The 17,026-nt window shown below is 57.7% G+C and carries 15 protein-coding genes; 6 read left to right on the plus strand and 9 right to left on the minus strand.

The window, feature by feature from the left end; genetic code table 11:
* Window positions 1-744 carry a substrate-binding periplasmic protein gene (locus tag GAL_RS05595; RefSeq protein ID WP_024096615.1) on the minus strand — a complete coding sequence of 248 codons (744 nt, stop codon included), beginning with the start codon at window positions 742-744 and terminating at the stop codon, window positions 1-3.
* 169 nt (window positions 745-913) lie between these two features.
* Here GAL_RS05595 and GAL_RS05600 point away from each other — a divergent pair, with 169 nt between their 5' ends.
* The 5 genes from GAL_RS05600 (at window position 914) to GAL_RS05620 (ending at window position 5,293) form a co-directional block, all read left to right on the plus strand.
* Window positions 914-1,747, plus strand: a complete 834-nt coding sequence (locus GAL_RS05600; protein WP_024096616.1) for a transporter substrate-binding domain-containing protein — start codon at window positions 914-916, stop codon at window positions 1,745-1,747.
* A 52-nt stretch (window positions 1,748-1,799) separates the two neighbouring features.
* Window positions 1,800-2,531: an amino acid ABC transporter permease gene (locus GAL_RS05605; RefSeq protein WP_254659043.1), complete on the plus strand. Its 732-nt coding sequence runs from the start codon at window positions 1,800-1,802 to the stop codon at window positions 2,529-2,531.
* Window positions 2,521-3,408 (plus strand): amino acid ABC transporter permease, encoded by an 888-nt coding sequence (locus GAL_RS05610; protein WP_024096618.1) that lies wholly within the window; start codon window positions 2,521-2,523, stop codon window positions 3,406-3,408. The genes GAL_RS05605 and GAL_RS05610 overlap by 11 nt, the downstream gene beginning before the upstream one ends.
* Before the next feature lie 12 nt (window positions 3,409-3,420).
* Window positions 3,421-4,170, plus strand: a complete 750-nt coding sequence (locus GAL_RS05615; protein ID WP_024096619.1) for an amino acid ABC transporter ATP-binding protein — start codon at window positions 3,421-3,423, stop codon at window positions 4,168-4,170.
* Window positions 4,171-4,288: 118 nt separating this feature from the next.
* Entirely contained in the window at window positions 4,289-5,293 is a 1,005-nt protein-coding gene (locus GAL_RS05620; RefSeq protein ID WP_024096620.1) for a LysR family transcriptional regulator, read from the plus strand.
* A gap of 4 nt (window positions 5,294-5,297) precedes the next feature.
* On the opposite strand, the gene GAL_RS21905 is transcribed toward GAL_RS05620, so the two are convergent.
* The 6 genes from GAL_RS21905 to GAL_RS05650 form a co-directional block, all read right to left on the minus strand.
* Entirely contained in the window at window positions 5,298-6,101 is an 804-nt protein-coding gene (locus GAL_RS21905; protein ID WP_024096621.1) for a type 1 glutamine amidotransferase, read from the minus strand.
* Window positions 6,102-6,157: 56 nt separating this feature from the next.
* Window positions 6,158-8,248 carry a dipeptide ABC transporter ATP-binding protein gene (locus tag GAL_RS05630; protein WP_024096622.1) on the minus strand — a complete coding sequence of 697 codons (2,091 nt, stop codon included), beginning with the start codon at window positions 8,246-8,248 and terminating at the stop codon, window positions 6,158-6,160.
* Window positions 8,249-8,342: 94 nt separating this feature from the next.
* The gene (locus GAL_RS05635; protein ID WP_024096623.1) at window positions 8,343-9,548 is read right to left on the minus strand and encodes an ABC transporter permease; all 1,206 of its coding nucleotides are present in this window, start codon (window positions 9,546-9,548) and stop codon (window positions 8,343-8,345) included.
* A 12-nt stretch (window positions 9,549-9,560) separates the two neighbouring features.
* The gene (locus GAL_RS05640; RefSeq protein WP_024096624.1) at window positions 9,561-10,646 is read right to left on the minus strand and encodes an ABC transporter permease; all 1,086 of its coding nucleotides are present in this window, start codon (window positions 10,644-10,646) and stop codon (window positions 9,561-9,563) included.
* Window positions 10,647-10,719: 73 nt separating this feature from the next.
* Complete coding sequence (locus GAL_RS05645; protein WP_024096625.1) at window positions 10,720-12,390, minus strand: ABC transporter substrate-binding protein; 1,671 nt, start codon at window positions 12,388-12,390, stop codon at window positions 10,720-10,722.
* Window positions 12,391-12,946: 556 nt separating this feature from the next.
* Entirely contained in the window at window positions 12,947-13,891 is a 945-nt protein-coding gene (locus tag GAL_RS05650; protein WP_024096626.1) for a hydrogen peroxide-inducible genes activator, read from the minus strand.
* Window positions 13,892-13,988: 97 nt separating this feature from the next.
* Here GAL_RS05650 and GAL_RS05655 point away from each other — a divergent pair, with 97 nt between their 5' ends.
* Window positions 13,989-15,449, plus strand: coding sequence for a catalase (locus GAL_RS05655; RefSeq protein WP_024096627.1), 1,461 nt, complete (start codon window positions 13,989-13,991; stop codon window positions 15,447-15,449).
* Window positions 15,450-15,681: 232 nt separating this feature from the next.
* Here the strand turns inward: GAL_RS05655 and GAL_RS05660 are convergent, their stop codons facing one another.
* Together GAL_RS05660 and GAL_RS05665 are read right to left on the minus strand one after the other, a co-directional pair.
* A complete protein-coding gene (locus GAL_RS05660; protein WP_024096628.1) occupies window positions 15,682-16,206 on the minus strand; it encodes a redoxin domain-containing protein in 525 nt (174 codons plus the stop codon).
* A gap of 57 nt (window positions 16,207-16,263) precedes the next feature.
* Window positions 16,264-17,013, minus strand: a complete 750-nt coding sequence (locus tag GAL_RS05665) for a hypothetical protein (protein ID WP_024096629.1) — start codon at window positions 17,011-17,013, stop codon at window positions 16,264-16,266.
* Between the last annotated feature and the right edge of the window lie 13 nt (window positions 17,014-17,026).

A 17,026-nucleotide genomic window follows, 5' to 3' on the forward strand; every position in this document is an offset into this window, starting at 1 on the left:
TCATCGTGAGAAAAAATGGCGCAGGTACTCGGGCGGGATACGGTTTGCCTGCATCCTTTCCAGTTCCGCCTGCAGGCGGCGGGCCATATCATCGCCTTCCGGTGAGCGGTGGAAGCCGATATAGCGGGCGTGTTCCGCCAAAGGGGTCGGCAGAAACTTCAGTTTGTCCAGCGCATTCAGTTCACTGGCCACATAATGCAGTGTCTCGTAGCCGCCGACAATCAGATCAGAACGGCCGAGAAGCAGCTTGCGCAGATTAGTGAAATCATCCAGCGAGGCTTCGCGTTGCAGCGGCTGATAATGATCGAAGCGCGCTTCGTATGTGAACCCCGAAACCACACCTACAACGAGGCCGTCCAGGTCCGAAAGCGTATGGACATCCTGGATCGGGGAATCTTTCAAAGTCACAAAAACAGTGCGCGTGCGGCGCAGGGGCCCGACCATGTTCCATTTCTGAAACCGCTCAGGCGTGGGCGCCAGCTGAAACACGGCATCAAGCTGACCGGTCTCGAAATCCAGCAAGGCGCGCTTCCAGGGCAGCGGCCTGTGGTCCAGCGTGACCCCGATCTGTTCTGCAGCCTCATTCAGGATCTGCACATCAATGCCCGAATATTCGCCTTCGATTGAGTAGTTGAAGGGTGCAAAGCCTTCCATGGATCCGACCACCCAGGTTTCTGCCTGGACGGGGCGCATCATAATGCCAAGCAGGCAGATAGCCGTCACGATCTGCAAGAACCGGTTCATCAGTCATCCATCGCTGGTTACGCGCTAGTGCCAGAGTATCCGTGTGCGCATAGGCCAGGCAAGCAGGCAGCCTGTCAAAAAAGTTCCGGTGACAGGGGAACTTTTTCGTCTCTCACGCTGAACAGCTCCCAGCTGTTAACCATCCGGCAGACGAGAAAGGGAGAGAAACATGAAACACCTGATTGCCACCACAGCCCTGGCCAGCTTTGCTCTGGCGCCGATCGCAGCCACTGCTGCGGAATGCACCAATGACACCTGGAACAGGATTCAGGAGCGCGGCAAGATCGTTGTCGGCGTCAAAGCAGACTACAAGCCCTGGGGTTTCCGGGACACCGACGGGTCGATTGTCGGCATGGAAATCGACATGGCCCAGGATATTGCTGAGACACTTGGCGTTGAACTGGAACTGACCCCGGTCGTCGCTTCGAACCGGATGCAGTTTCTGGAACAGGGTCAGATTGATCTGATGATTGCCACCATGACCGACCGCGCCGACCGCCGTGAAATCGTCGGAATTGTCGGCCCGAACTACTATACGTCGGGCACTAATATCCTGGCCCCGAAGGCATTGGGGTTCTCTTCCTGGGAAGAATTGAACGGCAAACCGGTCTGTGGTGTGCAAGGTGCGTTCTACAATCAGATCATTGAAGACAAATACGGCGCCCAAATCGTGGCCTTTGGTGGATCCGCTGAGGCTCGCCAGGCGTTGCGTGACAAGAAATGTGTTGCCTTCGTCTATGACGATTCCTCGATCGGCTCGGCAATTGCTTCCGGCGAATGGGACGACTTCGAAATGCCGCTGGCGTCCGAGGACGACAGCCCCTGGGGCCTGGCGGTTCCGAAGGGAGAGGAGCACTGTGTCTTTGGCCGCTTCATGACCGGTATGCAGTACGGCTGGCACCAGGATGGCAGCCTGATCGATTGGGAAACCAAATGGGGCATCAAACCGACGGCCTACCTGCAGGATCTGAACGCCAAGCTGGCAGACCCAGTCGCAGAATAACCGTTGGCCATAGGGGGAGACCGTCGGCATGACAGGTTTCGAAGCGTTTTTTGTGCAGCTTGCCGAGGATTTCCCGCGCTGGAATTTCATCTGGCTTTATGACGAGAAGCAGGCCGGACGCATCTTGTCCGGCCTGTGGATGACGGTGAAGCTTAGCTTTGCCTGTGTACTGCTATCACTGCTGATCGGCATTGCAGGAGCCTGGCTGCAAGGGGCCCGCAACCGCATTCTTCGTGCGGGTGTTCAGGGCTACATCCAGTTCTTCCGCAACACACCGCCACTGGTACAGCTGCTGTTTTTCTACTTTGCATTGGGTCAGTTCACTCCCGTAGTAGCCGGTCCTGACGGCTGGACCGAAGTGCCAGTGGTCTCAGCTGCCGGCTGGGCCATCATTTCGCTGTCATTTTTTGCAGGAGCCTTCAACGTCGAAATCTTCCGGGCCGGGATTGAAGCTGTGCCGTATTCAACCCGCGAAGCTGCGGAAGCGCTGGGGATGAGCCGGACACAAACCTTCACCAATGTGGTCTTCCCCCTGGCATTACGGGTTTCGATTCCTGCACTGAACAACAACCTTGTGAACTTAGTGAAGACCACCACCCAGGCTTTTGCCATCGCCGTGCCGGAGCTGCTGTATGAAAGCGTTTCTGTCTGGAACGATTTTCCATCAGCGCAGAACCCGACAATGCTGCTTCTTTTCGTTGTCTATCTGGGCCTCGTCGGGGTTCTGGTCTTCGGCATGAACTCCTGGGAACGCAAAATGAGGATACCGGGCTATGGCCACTAACAACCTTCCGGGCATCAGTAGCCCAGCCCGCACCGACCTGCCGGTCCTGAAACCCTATGTCCTTTCCGGTGGAACCTATGACGAGATGTTTCTGGTCCGTTGGCTGGCTGGCATCCCACCGCAGCTCATCCTGCTGATGTTGCTGGCCTGGCCGACTTTGGCCCTTGCCCAGACGCCCAGTTATGGCATGGGAGATGCCTTTGCGGCTCTTTGGCGTTGGATACCGTTTCTAACCTTTCAGGGCTTTGTTTTCAATGTCGTGATTTCGGTCTTTTCAATGCTGATCGGCACCTTCGCCGGAGCGGCTCTGGGGCTTGGGCAGATTTCTCAGAACAATTGGCTGCGACGCCTGAGCTGGGGGGTTACCCAGTTGTTCCGCAATGCGCCCTGGCTGGTAATCCTGTTTATCGTGTTGCTCGCCTTTCCATTTGAGATTGAGATCTTCGGCCTGGTGATCCCCATCCCAGCCTGGATGAAGGCCGTCATCGGATTGTCCCTTCCGATCATGGCGAATATCTCCGAAATTGTGCGCGGAGCTGTGATGTCTGTACCTTCGGCGCAATGGGAAGCAGCCGAAGCGCTGTCCTTCTCCAGGACGCAGACACTGTGGCAGATCATTCTGCCGCAATGCTTCAAACGCATGATCCCGCCGTGGATGAACTGGTATGCCATCCTGACAATGGCGACCCCGTTGTGCTCGCTGCTGGGTGTCGGTGAAATCATTACCTTTTCGCGCCAGGCAATGGAGGCGGAAAACAACCGGCCTGAGCTTCTGGTGCCATTCTTCGGGTATGCGTTGGTTCTGTTCTTTGCCTATTGCTACCCGATCGCCCGCATCACAATCGCGCTGGAAAAGCGCTTTGCAGTCAAACTCTGAAAGGTCCGGACGATGAATACTTGGACATCTGATCAACCGATTGTTTCCATCCGGGACGTGCACAAGTCCTTCGGGCAAATTGAAGTTCTGAAAGGCGTTAGCCTGGACATCATGAAGGGCGAGGTCATTTGCATCATCGGCCCGTCAGGATCAGGTAAATCGACTCTGATACGCTGCATCAATGCGCTCAACGACATTCAGGGCGGCTCGATTACGGTCGAAGGCCAAGAGGTGCATGATGCACAGCTTGACCGGCTGCAGTTGCGCAAAAAGGTCGGCATGGTTTTCCAGCAATACAACCTTTTCCCGCACAAGACCGCGCTGGAAAACGTGATGATGGCACCAGTAAAAGTGCTGAAGGAAGAAAAGATTGAAGTTGAGGAACGCGCACGTGCATTGCTGAAAAAGGTTCGGCTGGAAGGCAAAGAACACAGTTATCCCGGCGAGCTGTCGGGGGGCCAGCAGCAGCGGGTTGCCATTGCGCGCAGTCTGGCGATGCGTCCGGATGTCATGCTGTTTGATGAGGTGACCGCAGCCCTTGACCCGGAAACTGTGAAGGAGGTTTTGGTTACCATTAAGGATCTGGCGGCGGATGGGATGACCTGCATCCTTGTAACGCATGAAATGGGGTTTGCTCGCGAAGTGGCGGACCACATCTATTTCACCGACAAGGGGGTGATTGTCGAACATGGTTCGCCTGACACGTTCTTTGACAACGCCCAGGATCCGCGTACAAAAGAGTTTCTGAGCCAGATTCTATAACTGCTGCAGGGCACAGAATGGCCGGGCTGGTCTGCTCTGTTCTGAGGTCCTTTGAGGAGCATGTTTCAGAAACCGTTGCGGGTGCTTCAGCAAGGATGATCATTCACGGGATAGACAGATGAGCCGCAGCAAGCCCTCGGATCAGCTTCCGGATTTTTCGCTCCTGCGGAATTTCTGTGTCATTGCCGGTTCGGCCAGTCTCACCGAGGCGGCCGCAAAATGCGACTTATCTCAACCTGCGCTTTCCCAGCAGTTGCAGCGGCTCGAAGCAGCTCTGGGTGTTTTGCTGATAGAGCGGAACACCCGGCCTATCCGTCTGACGCGGGCAGGAAAGAGACTTGCAGAAGGGCTGCCCAGCCAATTGCAGGATCTGGTGAGACTGGTCGAACACGTACGCTCGACACCGAATGTCAGCCGCAAGAAGCTGAGGATTGCTATGCCGGACAGCATGTCCTGCACAATGGGGGCTGAATTCCTGTCAGTAGCGACATCTCTTGCAGATTCGGTGGAGTTGAGCGCGGGGATCTCTCCGTGGGCGGATGACGCGCTATTGGGGCGCAGCTTCGATCTTATGGTCGACAGCCTGCCCTATGACACACTTGGCTATGTGAACCCGGCCAAAATCTTCATAGATCCTTATGTCCTGGTCTACCCCGCCTCGCTGCCCCGCAAGCGACCGGAAGACTTTGTCGTCACCGATCCTCAGATCGCCTATGCGCCTACCACAAAGTTCGGAGTGCGCGCGGCCAGGATTGCACGGCAATTGGGAGCGGATACCGAGCCTGCCTTCAGCTTTGATTCAAGCCAGAGCCTGCTGCGCTTTGTTCAGGTCGGTTATGGCTGGGCCGTAACTTCTGTCCTGTGTCTTTATCAGACACCTGCAGCTTTACGTGATCTCTCGATTTTCCTTGCGCCGCCTGAAGCATGCCGCACGCTAATGCTTCTCAGCCGCACTGAAGAAATGCAGGAGCTGTCCCAAGACGTGAACCAACGGCTGGTCAAGGTGTTCAAAGAGCTGGTGGACGGCCCCTGGCAAAAAATGTCGCCAGAGGCCGCGAGTTACTTGAGACTAGCGAACCCGGATATCTTTTCTGACCCGGATACGCCGCTGTCAAACGGCTAAGTGGTCAAGCCGTTAGCGCTGCCTGGCCTGCAACATACTGAACCCAATTTGTCAGTTCCCGGGTCCGGGTGTTGATTTCGAAGTCATCGACCGAACAGCCCAGCCGATTTGCGGTTTCCGGATCGCTTTCAACCGTCAGCAAATCCTTGACAGCAACACCGGTGTTGAAAAACAGACTGCCGTTCTCACGGATCGCATTGGCCACGATCGAGGGTGATATTTCAGGATGGTATTGAAGGCCCCAGAAATCTGCGCCGCTTTGGCGCACAGCCATAGCTTGGACAGCGCTATGCGCGTTGAAGGCCAGACAATCGCCGCCATCGGGCATGCGGGTGACTTCGTCACGGTGAGCACAAGCGACACTGAAACCTGACCGGCGGCCCTTCATCATCGGATGTATTGCGCCCTTTCTTGTAAGCTCTACATTCAGCGCAAGCCCGGTTTCCTTGCCCTTTCGGCAAGCGGCAATTTCTCCCCCCAGACAGATGGTGCCGATCTGCAAGCCGTAGCAGACACCCAGAACCGGGCGTCCGGTTTCGAAAGCAAGATCGCAAGCCGCCCGGATGGGGCGGGCCAAGTCGTCATTCGCTGGCCATTCGTCGCCGGCCCCAGTCATAACAATGCCATCCACACCTGCAAAATCTGCGCGTGTCATCTCGGTCTTGTAGGGCTCGGCGACACGGATTTTAATACTTGGTGTGACTGCTGAGAACACTCGGGCAAAGTTTTGCGGCGCGGCCCGTCCTTGCTGACGTCGGCTGCTGGCAAGATTGGGGGAACTAGATTCTACAATCAGAATTTCGGTCATGTTCTTCCTTGGTCAATTGAATCGATTTTCTGCTGAGTGCTTCTTGCGCGATTTGGTTACTCCGCGGCGATCTTGATCACTGGTTTCATGCGCCCCAGCACTTCGTCGCTGAGGTGGCATTTGATCTGATGGCCGCCATCCAAAGTGCGTACGGGCGGTACATCCTTTTCACACAGGCCCCCCGGCACTTCGGACTTCCAACGGCAACGGGTCTGGAATGGGCAGCCCGGAGGCGGGTTCATTGCGGAAGGGATATCGCCATCCAGCACGATGTGCTCTTTCTCGATAGAGGTGTCGGCGATTGGTACCGCTGACAAGAGCGCTTCGGTGTAGGGGTGATAAGGGGGCGAGAACACCTGGTCGGTATCGCCCAGCTCCACCACATGGCCGAGATACATCACCATCACCCGGTCGGAGAGATAGCGTACAATCGACAGGTCATGAGAGATGAACAGCAGCGTGGTTTTCTCGTTCCGCTGGATTTCCATCAGCAGATCCGTCACGGCCGCCTGCACTGACACGTCCAGCGCTGACACGGGCTCATCCGCCACCACGATACGGGCGCCGCCGGCAAAGGCACGGGCGATGCCCACACGCTGCTTCTGGCCACCCGACAGCTGCCGGGGCATCCGGTCGGCAAAGGCGCGGGGCAGCTTCACCAGGTCCAGAAGCTCCAGCATTCTTTTGCGGCGCGCGGCCTCGGAATTGCCGATGCCGAAGATTTCCAGCGCCCGCATGATCTGGCGGCCCACGGTCATTGACGGGTTCAGCGTGTCAAAGGGGTTCTGGAACACCATCTGCACGTCTGAAACGGTTCTGGTGTCGCGTTCCTCAATCGGGGTCTGCTCGATGTTCTGATTATCCAGCAGGATCTGACCCTCGGTCGCGGTTTCCAGGCCCATCAGCACCTTGGCAAAGGTGGATTTGCCGCAGCCGGATTCGCCGACAATGGCCAGAGTTTCGGATTCGCGAGTCTCGAAACTGAGGGTCTCGTTGGCCTTCACGACCTTCTTCTCGCCGCCGCCAAACAGCGCATTGGCCGCGACCTCATAGTATTTCTTGAGGTCTTCCATCTTCAGGATCACTTTGCCGGGCGCTGTCTTTTCCTTCTGCTCGCCAACGGCAATGGGCGCGTTCCAGTCGATTTCCTGGAACTTCAGGCAACGGGTTTCGTGGCGGTCATTGCCATGCACCGGCGACATCGGGATAACCTGATCGACATCGCAGCGGCCTTCTTCGAAATAGTCGCAGCGCGGGCCAAAGTTGCAGCCGTTGGGCCGTTCATGGGGCAGGGGGAAGTTGCCGGGAATGGCCACCAGCGGGCGCGAGTTTTTGTCGGCGCCCGGCAGCGGGATTGAGCGGAACAGCGCCTGGGTATAGGGATGCTGCATTTCATCAAACACATCCGCGATCGAGCCGCGCTCAACCGCTTCGCCAGAATACATCACACACAGGCGGTCACAGGTTTCCAGCACCAGGCCGAGGTTGTGTGAGATGAACAGCATCGAGGTTCCGTATTTCTTACCCAGATCTTTCACCAGCTCAACCACAGCGGCCTCAACCGTTACGTCCAGCGCGGTGGTGGGTTCATCCAGGATCAGCAGCGACGGTTTCGACATCAGCGCCATCGCAATCACGATCCGCTGCTGCTGGCCGCCCGACAGCTGGTGCGGGAAGGAGTTCAGCATCCGCTCCGGGTCGGGCAGGCGCACGTCGGTCACCACTTCCATCGCCCGGTTGTAGGCTTCCTTCTCGCTGACGCCCTCGTGGATCATCGGCACTTCCATCAGCTGCTTGCCGATTTTCATCGCCGGATTGAGCGAGGCCATCGGCTCCTGATAGATCATCGCGATCTCATTGCCGCGGATGTCGCGCAGCTCTTCGGCGCTCATCTCGGCCAGGTCGCGGCCCTTGAACTTGATGGTGCCGCCGACAACGCGGCCGTTCTTGCCCAGGTCCTGCATGACGCCAAGCGCCACGGTGGATTTGCCGCAGCCGGACTCGCCGACCAGCCCGACAGCCTCACCCGGTTGCACGGCTACGGAAAAGTCCATCACCGCAGGAATTTCGCGCAGGCGGGTGAAGAAGGAGATGGACAGCTTGTCAATCTCGAGGATCGGGCCGTCGTAGTCTGCCAGTTTGTTCATTTTCGTGTCTCCCTGTTGGAGCGGGAGGGGAAGAGATCCCCTTCATCTGGCTCCAATTGTCCGGAGGACCGGGCGGCCCGGTCCTCCAGCCGGATCAGTCTTTCAGGCTTTCTTCGCGCAGGGTGTCCCCCAGCAGATTGAGGCCTAGTACGAGGCTCATGAGGGCCAAGGCAGGTGCCAAAGCGGGATGAGCATACAGCGCCAGGAACTTCCGGCCTTCGTTGATGGTGGTGCCCCAGTCCGGACTTTCCGGGGTCAGGCCGAGGCCGAAGAAGCCCAAGGCGCCTAAAAGGATCGCGGTGTAGCCGATGCGCAGGCAGAAATCGACGATCAGCGGCCCGCGGGCGTTTGGCAGGATTTCCCACAGCATGATGTACCAGGGACGCTCACCGCGGGTCTGGGCAGCTGCAACAAAATCACGTGTCTTAATATCCAGAACCTGGCCGCGCACGATGCGGAACTTGGCTGGCGCGCCAACCACCGCGATGATCGCAAAAATGTTCTTGAGACCTGGTTCGATCAGGAAAATTCCTGTCGGGTCATAGTCAAAGGCGGTTCCGAGATAGGCCCATGTTCCGATACCCAAGGTAGTCCCGATCAGCACATTGCGTAGCATCGGACGCACATAGAAGCGGGATTGCCAGAACAGGCAGAAGAAGATCATCGGGAAGAGGAAGATGACTGCCGCAAGAATGTTGGGTACCGATGCCTGCCAAGAATGCCCGGCGGCAAAGCTGATGGCCGGGCCGCCTGCGCGGATTTCCGGAGTCACCAGAAGGTAGAACAGCAGGATGACTGGAAAGGCGATGATTAGGTTCGCTGCGAAGGTCAAAACAGTGTCCATTCGGCCACCGTAGTATCCAGCAGGCAGGCCCAGAGTGATCCCCACCATGAAGGCAAAAACTGTCGCAACAGGAGAGACGGTCAGAACGATCCGACTACCGGAAACCAGCCGCGAGAAGACGTCGCGGGCCAGATTGTCGCCGCCCAGAAGATACCAGGAATAAGTGTCTTCGTCCGCACCGGGAATGGCACTGCCCGGCAAGGCATTCTTCATGCCGGAGAACTGGCCGTAAGGATCATGGGTGATGATCTGATTTGCAAAGATTGCAGTCAGAACCCAGAACAGCACCAGGGAGAAACCCGCGACTCCAATAGGGCTGTCAAAGATCTGGCCATAAAGGCCGGTTTTGCGGCGTGTGGCAATGGATCCGGTCAGGATGACTGCCATGCAGGCCCAGACGGGTAGAAAACGCAGGCCCAGCTGCAAGAGAAGTTCGGGAGTTGTTAGATCAGTCATGGTCCCGGATCCTTAGTTGACGCGGATGCGCGGGTTGAGGAAGACATAGCCGATGTCGGAGATGAGCTGGGTCAGCAGCACCACGATTACCGCAACTACAGAAATGCCCATCAGCAGTTCGATGTCATTGTTGCCCGCGGCCTGAACCAGCGCCCAGCCGAAGCCCTTGTAATTGAAGATCGTCTCCACAATCACAACACCGGTCAGCAGCCAGGGAATTTGCAGCATGATAACAGTAAAAGGGGTAATCATTGCATTCCTGAGCGCGTGTTTCAGCACAATTGAACGGAAGCTCACGCCTTTGAGGCGGGCGGTGCGGATGTACTGCGCGGTCATCACCTCGGTCATCGAGGCGCGGGTCATCCGGGCGATGTAGCCCATGCCGTAGAATGTCAGCGCCAGGACAGGCAGAGTGAAGTTGGCAAAGGTAATGCCCTTCATCGCCGTGGCAGCAGAGGCTTTGAACAGGGTTGGGCCCTCAATCAGCCCCCAGTCTGTCAGCAGCGGTGAAATCCCGGCATTCTTCGATGCGAAAAAGGATATCAGTACAACCGCAGACACATACTCCGGGGTGGAGGTGGTAACAATTGAGAACGTGGAGAGCAGCCGGTCAGCCCAGAAGCCTTCGCGCATGCCGGCCAGAACCCCGATCAGCAGAGACAGCGGCACCATGACACAGAGCACCGCAAGCATCAGATAACCGGTGGTGCCTAGCCGTTTGGCGATGACGGTGCTGACCTCTTCCTTGAATACTGTGGAGAAGCCGAACTCCCCCTGAAACACGCCGCAGTACTGCGGAGCCGCTTCCGCAGGACGCACTGGCCTCGAACAGCGGGTGTGCATATCTCCGTCCGCATCGGTCAGCCGTGCGGATGGGACGACTCCAAGCCATTCGCCGTATTTGGAAAAGATGTCCTGTGTATAACCGCGGTCTGCCAGCCAGGAGAGGACTTCGGCGTCGCTCATACGGGCATTGGCCTCAGTCTTGGCCAGCTTTTCAAGATTGGGCATTAGATTGGTCAGGAAGAAGACCACAAAGGTCAGGCAAGCCGCCGTCAAAAGCATGACGCCGAACCGCCGTAGAATGAAGTGTCGCATGGTAACTCCGAGTGTTCAGGCAGGCCACGGGGGGAGCACAGGTCCGCAGCCTGCCGTGCCTAAACGCTAGGGTTTAGGCCCAGCCCCACTTGTACAGCTGAGGCAGGAAGGAAATATGCGGCTCGGCGTTCAGGACGCCTTCACGCGACTGACGGAACAGGGAGCGCCAGTAGGGCTGGATGATCACGGCCTCATCCACCATGATCTGTTCCATCTTTGCCGTGATCTCACTGCGTTTTGCCGGATCTGCTACTGCGACTGCTTGATCGAGGAGCGCATCGAACTCAGCATTTTCAAAACCGGATTCATTCCATTTCTGACCGCTGCGGTAGCAGATGCCGTAGAGCTGCACCCCCAGCGGGCGGTGGTTCCAGTCAGTGATGCTGAACGGGTATTTCGTCCAGTCGTTCCAGAAGGTGGAACCTGGCATGATGGTGCGCTTCACCTTGATCCCGGCGTCACGGAGCTGAATGGCAACGACATCGGCAGTGTCTCTGCGGAAGCCGCCATCAATCGAGATCAGTTCATGCTCAAATTCAGCCATGCCAGCCTCGTCCATCAAGGCTTTGGCGCCCGCCGGATCATGCACCGGGTCGCCAATGTCGGCGTATTCCGGATGCACCGGGGCAACATGGTGGTTCTGCGCAACCTTTCCGTTGTTGTTGAACCCAAGTTCCAGCACAACGTTATTGTCAACTGCCTTCTGCAGCGCTTTGCGGACCCGGACGTCAGCATAAGGTTTCTGCCCGTTCACCTCGGCCTGCTGGTTGGCGCGGATGACAACCGTTGAACCTGTCGCGATTTCAGATGTTTGCCAACCCAAGGCTTCGATCAGCTCCAGATACTCACCCGACGTGTTGTAAGTTACGTCAATTTCATCCGCCTCAACGGCGGACAGAACCGCCGAGGCATCGGTGCCGTAGTCGAGGAATTCAATCCGGTCGAGCCAGGCGCCGGTGCCCTCGCCCCACCAGGTATGATCCGTGTTGCGCTCCACAGCTGCGCGGACGCCAACCTGAAACTCGACCGGTTTATAAGGGCCGGTCCCAACCGGGTTGGTCAGCATTGTTTCCGGCGTATAGCTTTCATGCACCACCAAGGCGGGGTAATCTGCCAGGCCGGGAATGATCGTGATGTCAGAAGAACGGCATGTCAGTTTGACGGTTTCATCGTCTACAACAATGATTGCTCCGTCTGCCGCTTTCTTGGTATCCGGGTCGACCAGAGAGTTCATGCGCGACGCCATTGAGTTACCCTCAACCTCAGCATCGCACCAGCGCTCGATGTTGCGGGCGACGTCTTGCGCGGTGAACGGATCGCCGTTGTTCCACGTCACGCCTTTGCGGGCCTTCAGCGTGTATTCGGTGGCATCGCTGTTCACTTCCCAGCTTTCCAGCAGCCGGGGCTTGAAAGTTCCGTCGTTGTTGTATTCGACCAGATATTCCAGCCAATTGGAGGCGACCATCGACATCGCAGCGAAATCCATCGTGCGGGTGTCCTTCAACGCGTGCACCCCGACCTCAAGCCGCAAGGTTCCGCCGCGTTTGGGCGTGGCTGCCTGAGCCGGCGCAGCCATGCCAAGCATGCCATAGGCGGTTGCTGCGGTTGCGCCGAACACGCTGGCCAGTACCAGAAACTCCCTCCGGTCCATGGCACCGCCTCGACGTGCATGGCCAGCGGCTTTCAGAACATGTTCTGGCAGTGACATGCCGGTTCGTTCACCAGTTTGATTGTTGGAGCTCATGTCTTCCTCCCGTTGAGCATTCGCTGAAGAAAGGGGAGAGCCCCCAGCTGCCATTTCCTCCAGACCCGGCCTCCCAGCACATGGAAATTTGGCAATTCTTCAGAACTGCCTAACTGTGGCGGCACTCGATCTTCCAAGCCAGCACAGGCAGCTTCATTGTTGCCGCTGATGATTGACATTGAGAATTTGAATGCTGGGAAGTTGAGGTAGAGGCGTCATCCAGAGCCGTACACAGCTGAAGTACGAGGATTTCCGCTCCACTACACTGGGTAGAGAAGAACTGTACCCTGCTGCAAATATTAAGTTTTGGTAGCGCAGCGCAGCGAGATTTTCGTACATGCCTACACCGGACTTTAACTGGATGCCGCGCTTTTCTAGTGCCGCATTCTGAACCAGCTCAAAACTGCCGTTGGTCACAGCCTCTCATCGAAGCAACGCAGTCAGTTTATACCGTCGTTGATGCACCAAGCCTAAACTTCGAGTGCCTGAAATGAAGTAATTTTCAATTGGCTTGGGTAGCAGGGCATTCTGACTGCCCGGCAGCAAATGGCCAAAGTCAATTTCTTCCAGCAGACAGTTTTGCCATGGCCGGAGTGTCCATCTGCGACCTTATGAAATTGGCGAACTGTTTCAGGTGTTCCCCGCGGGGGTCGCTGTTGCGCCAAACCAACCTGATGTGACGTCCGAAATTCCCGTCCTCAATGGGGTGAAGAGTTGCAAGCCCGCCGAAACGGTCTGGGCCGCTGACGGACAATGCCGGGAAAAGAGCAGCCCCCTCGCCCAGGGCAACCATCTGACGCAGCATTTCAAGACTGCTGGCAACACGGTGTCCGGGCCTGTCTATCCGGTCGCAAAGCGCCACTGTCTGATCCCGTAGGCAATGTTCTTCGGATAGCAGGACCAGCTTGGACGCCAGAACGCCGGACCAGCGCACAGGCTGGCCCGGCTTCTTCTTCAGCTCCTTGGGGCAGGCAAGAATGAAGTGCTCGAAGAACAGTGTGAAAGCATCGAGCATTTGCTGCCTGGGCTCGGTAGCAGCCAAGGCCGTGTCCAGTTCGCGCTTCATGAGCATTTCTTCCAGTATATGGGTCGGCTCTTCGAACAGCGAAATCTGCACCTTGGGGTAGGCCGATTTTAGAGACTTCAAAATCAGGGGCAGAAGATACGGCCCCAGTGTCGGGATCACACCGATCCTGAGCTCTCCTTCCAGACTGTTGTTCAGGCCAAGGGACAGCTCCAAAAGCTCTCTTGCCTCGGCCAGAACGACCTCAGCCTTGCGAACAACGATCTGCCCGTTCGGTGTCAGCGACACATGCTTGCCTTGCCGTTCGAAAATCGAAAACCCCAAACGGGCTTCCAGTTTCTGCACCTGCTGGCTGATTGCGGGCTGGGACACCCCGCAGATCGAGGCCGCGCGGCCGAAATGCCCCTCTTCGGCAATGCTTTGAATGTACTCAAGATCCCGGAGAGAAAGACCGGCAACGGATGTGCGTCTAGCCATGGATCACCTCTGCTTATCGGCTGGATAATTTATATAAGTTGGAGTAGTTTGGCGGTTTCCGGTTGAGTGCTCCCGTACGCAAGTTCGGGAGAATGACATGACCAGCAAACCCAAACTGACCACCGCGTTTGGTGCACCTGTGCCTGACAATCAGAACATCCAGACAGCCGGTGCGCGCGGCCCGGCGCTGCTTCAGGATGTCTGGTTTCTGGAGAAGATGGCGCATTTTGACCGCGAAGTGATCCCGGAGCGCCGCATGCATGCCAAGGGCTCCGGCGCCTATGGTACTTTCACCGTTACCCATGACATCACCAAGTACACCCGGGCTAGGCTGTTTTCCGAAGTTGGCAAGAAGACGGACCTGTTCCTGCGGTTTTCGACTGTTGCCGGGGAGCGCGGGGCAGCAGACGCAGAACGGGACATCCGCGGCTTTGCCGTCAAATTCTACACCGAAGAAGGCAACTGGGATCTGGTTGGCAACAACACCCCGGTGTTCTTCCTGCGCGACCCGCTGAAGTTTCCCGACCTCAATCACGCCGTCAAACGCGATCCGCGCACCAATATGCGCAGCGCGGACAACAACTGGGACTTCTGGACCAGCCTGCCCGAAGCCTTGCATCAGGTCACAATCGTCATGTCTGACCGCGGCATCCCCGCCAGCTACCGGCATATGGACGGGTTCGGCAGCCACACCTACAGCTTCATCAATACGGAAAATGAGCGCTTCTGGGTCAAGTTCCACTTTAAGACCCAGCAAGGCATCAAGAATCTGACAGACGAAGAAGCTGCACAGATGATTGCCGGCGACCGGGAAAGCCATCAGCGCGATCTTTATGATGCGATTGAGAACGGGGACTTTCCGAAATGGACACTTTATGTCCAGATCATGCCTGAGAAGGAAGCAGGCGGGTATCACCTCAATCCGTTCGATCTGACCAAGGTGTGGCCGCATGGCGACTACCCTTTGATCGAGGTCGGCGAGCTTGAGCTGAACCGCAATCCGGAGAACTATTTTGCCGAAGTAGAACAGGCCGCCTTTGCGCCGTCCACTGTTGTTCCCGGGATCAGCTTTTCGCCGGATAAAATGCTGCAGGGGCGGCTGTTTTCCTACGGCGACACCCAGCGCTACCGGCTGGGGGTCAACCATTCTTCCATTCCGGTGAACGCACCCCGCTGCCCGTTCCATTCCTACCACCGCGACGGGGCGATGCGGGTTGACGGCAATGCTGGATCGCGGATCGGTTACGAGCCGAACACGCTTGGCGAGTGGAGTGAACAGCCTGACTATTCGGAACCGCCTCTGTCGGTCGAGGGCGCGGCGGATCACTGGAACCACCGGGTGGACGAGGACTATTTCTCGCAGCCAGGAGACCTGTTCCGGCTGATGTCGCCGGACCAGCAGCAAGTGCTGTTTGAAAACACAGCCCGTGCCCTTGGCGGAGCCCGGGAAGATATTCAGCGCCGCCACATCGCGAACTGCCTGCGCGCCGACCCAGCCTACGGGGCCGGAGTTGCCAAGGCCCTTGGGCTGAACGTCAGCGATACGGCTCAGGTGTAAGGATGCAAGGCGGTCTTCCGGCCCTCCAAACCTGAAACAGTACCGCCTTGCAAACCTGGCCTGGCCGGACGCAACTGCATCCGGCCAGCCATTTTGGATCTCCCGGGGCCTTTCGGCAGACGGCCGCACAAAAGCAGTCAGCCTGCTGACGGCACCGGTCATGTCTTTGCGCAACGGCTGGCCCGGCTCCAAAGAAACCTTCGCCTTGGCCTGCAGCCAGGCTGCAGGCATTTCACACGGTGCAGCCATCGCCGCCGCACCGGCCAGAGAAACCGGGCTGCCGGCCTGCGGCAGCAGCAGCAGCTTTGCCGGCAAGCAGGCTGCCAATCTCCGCACCCACCTGCAGCTTCGAGACCTGGCCAAAATGATGTGCCGCAATCCGGCCCGACTGATCCAGCAGAACCAAGCTGGGCGTCCCATGCATCCCGTATGCAGCCATAGTTTCCGGCAGCGGCCCTGCCCCCTGTTTGTCGACTGCCACAGGAAACGTAATACGGTATTCATGCAAAAAGGCCTTCAGCGATACCGGGCTCATGGCCTCGTGGTGTTCAAAGACAGTGTGCAGCCCGATCACTGCCACCTGATCGCCGGGGAAATGCCGATGCACCTCCTGCGCCAGGGGAATGCCATGGACGACACAGCCGGGGCACAGCATCTGGAAGGCCTCAATCAGGACAACTTTTCCGTGGAAATCCGGCAGCTTGAGGTTCCCGTCAGTATTGAACCATTCAGATACCTGCAGTTCAGGCGCTTGCATCTTGCTCCCTCCTGTTGAGCTGCCGGCCGCCTGCTTGAAACGGCCGGCAGAGTCCGCTTACTGAAGTTTGCCCGGCAGGCTCAGATCGCCTGAGGCAATGTCGAATACATCGGTGACGCACAGCAGCGGCGCATGAATGCTTTCGTTCACGCGCAGCGCGGAGGTGACGCCGTCATAGGCAACCCCCTCCAGATCTACGCCGCTGGCAAATCCGGCATTCACCGTGATCTCAGGCCCGTCGAACAGCGGCGTGAACCCGGGGCTGTCCAGGAATATCGGGAATCCGGGCCAGGTCGCAGGCAGTTTTGGCGTCGCGCCTTCGGGGATGTCGCGCACCGCGAGGGCGCCCGGGCCGCAGGCCTCTGCCGGAGTCAGAACAACCCAATGGCTGTGCCATTCGATGCCGTCATTTGCCGGGTCGCCGTCGCCGTTTTCATCAAAAAGCGGGGTGTCGTCAAAATCCGGGTGGCTGGTTGCAGCCATTGCCAGAATGCCGGTGCCGCCTTCAAAGCCAACGGCAGACGGGTCAAGAGATGTGGGCCAAACATAGGACCAGACATCTGACCCGCCCACGGCTCCGGTTGCGGCCGGTACCGATGCCCCGGCGGTGCCGCTGGTGGTCATGTGGAAGGTAACTGTGTTGCCGTTGCGGTGCGCATGCGCCGCAAGGATGTCGAAATCTGCCACCTTGCCGGCATCAGCCGGAGAGATGACAGCCCCTTCCTGATGCAGGGCATGGTTGCCATCCGCTGCTGCAGACGACGCTCCCAGCGCAACGGCGGCAAAGAAAATCAAGGGTCGTTTCATGTCGTATCTCCAG

Origin of the sequence: Phaeobacter gallaeciensis DSM 26640 (assembly GCF_000511385.1) — a bacterium.
GTDB classification, from domain to species: Bacteria; Pseudomonadota; Alphaproteobacteria; order Rhodobacterales; family Rhodobacteraceae; genus Phaeobacter; species Phaeobacter gallaeciensis.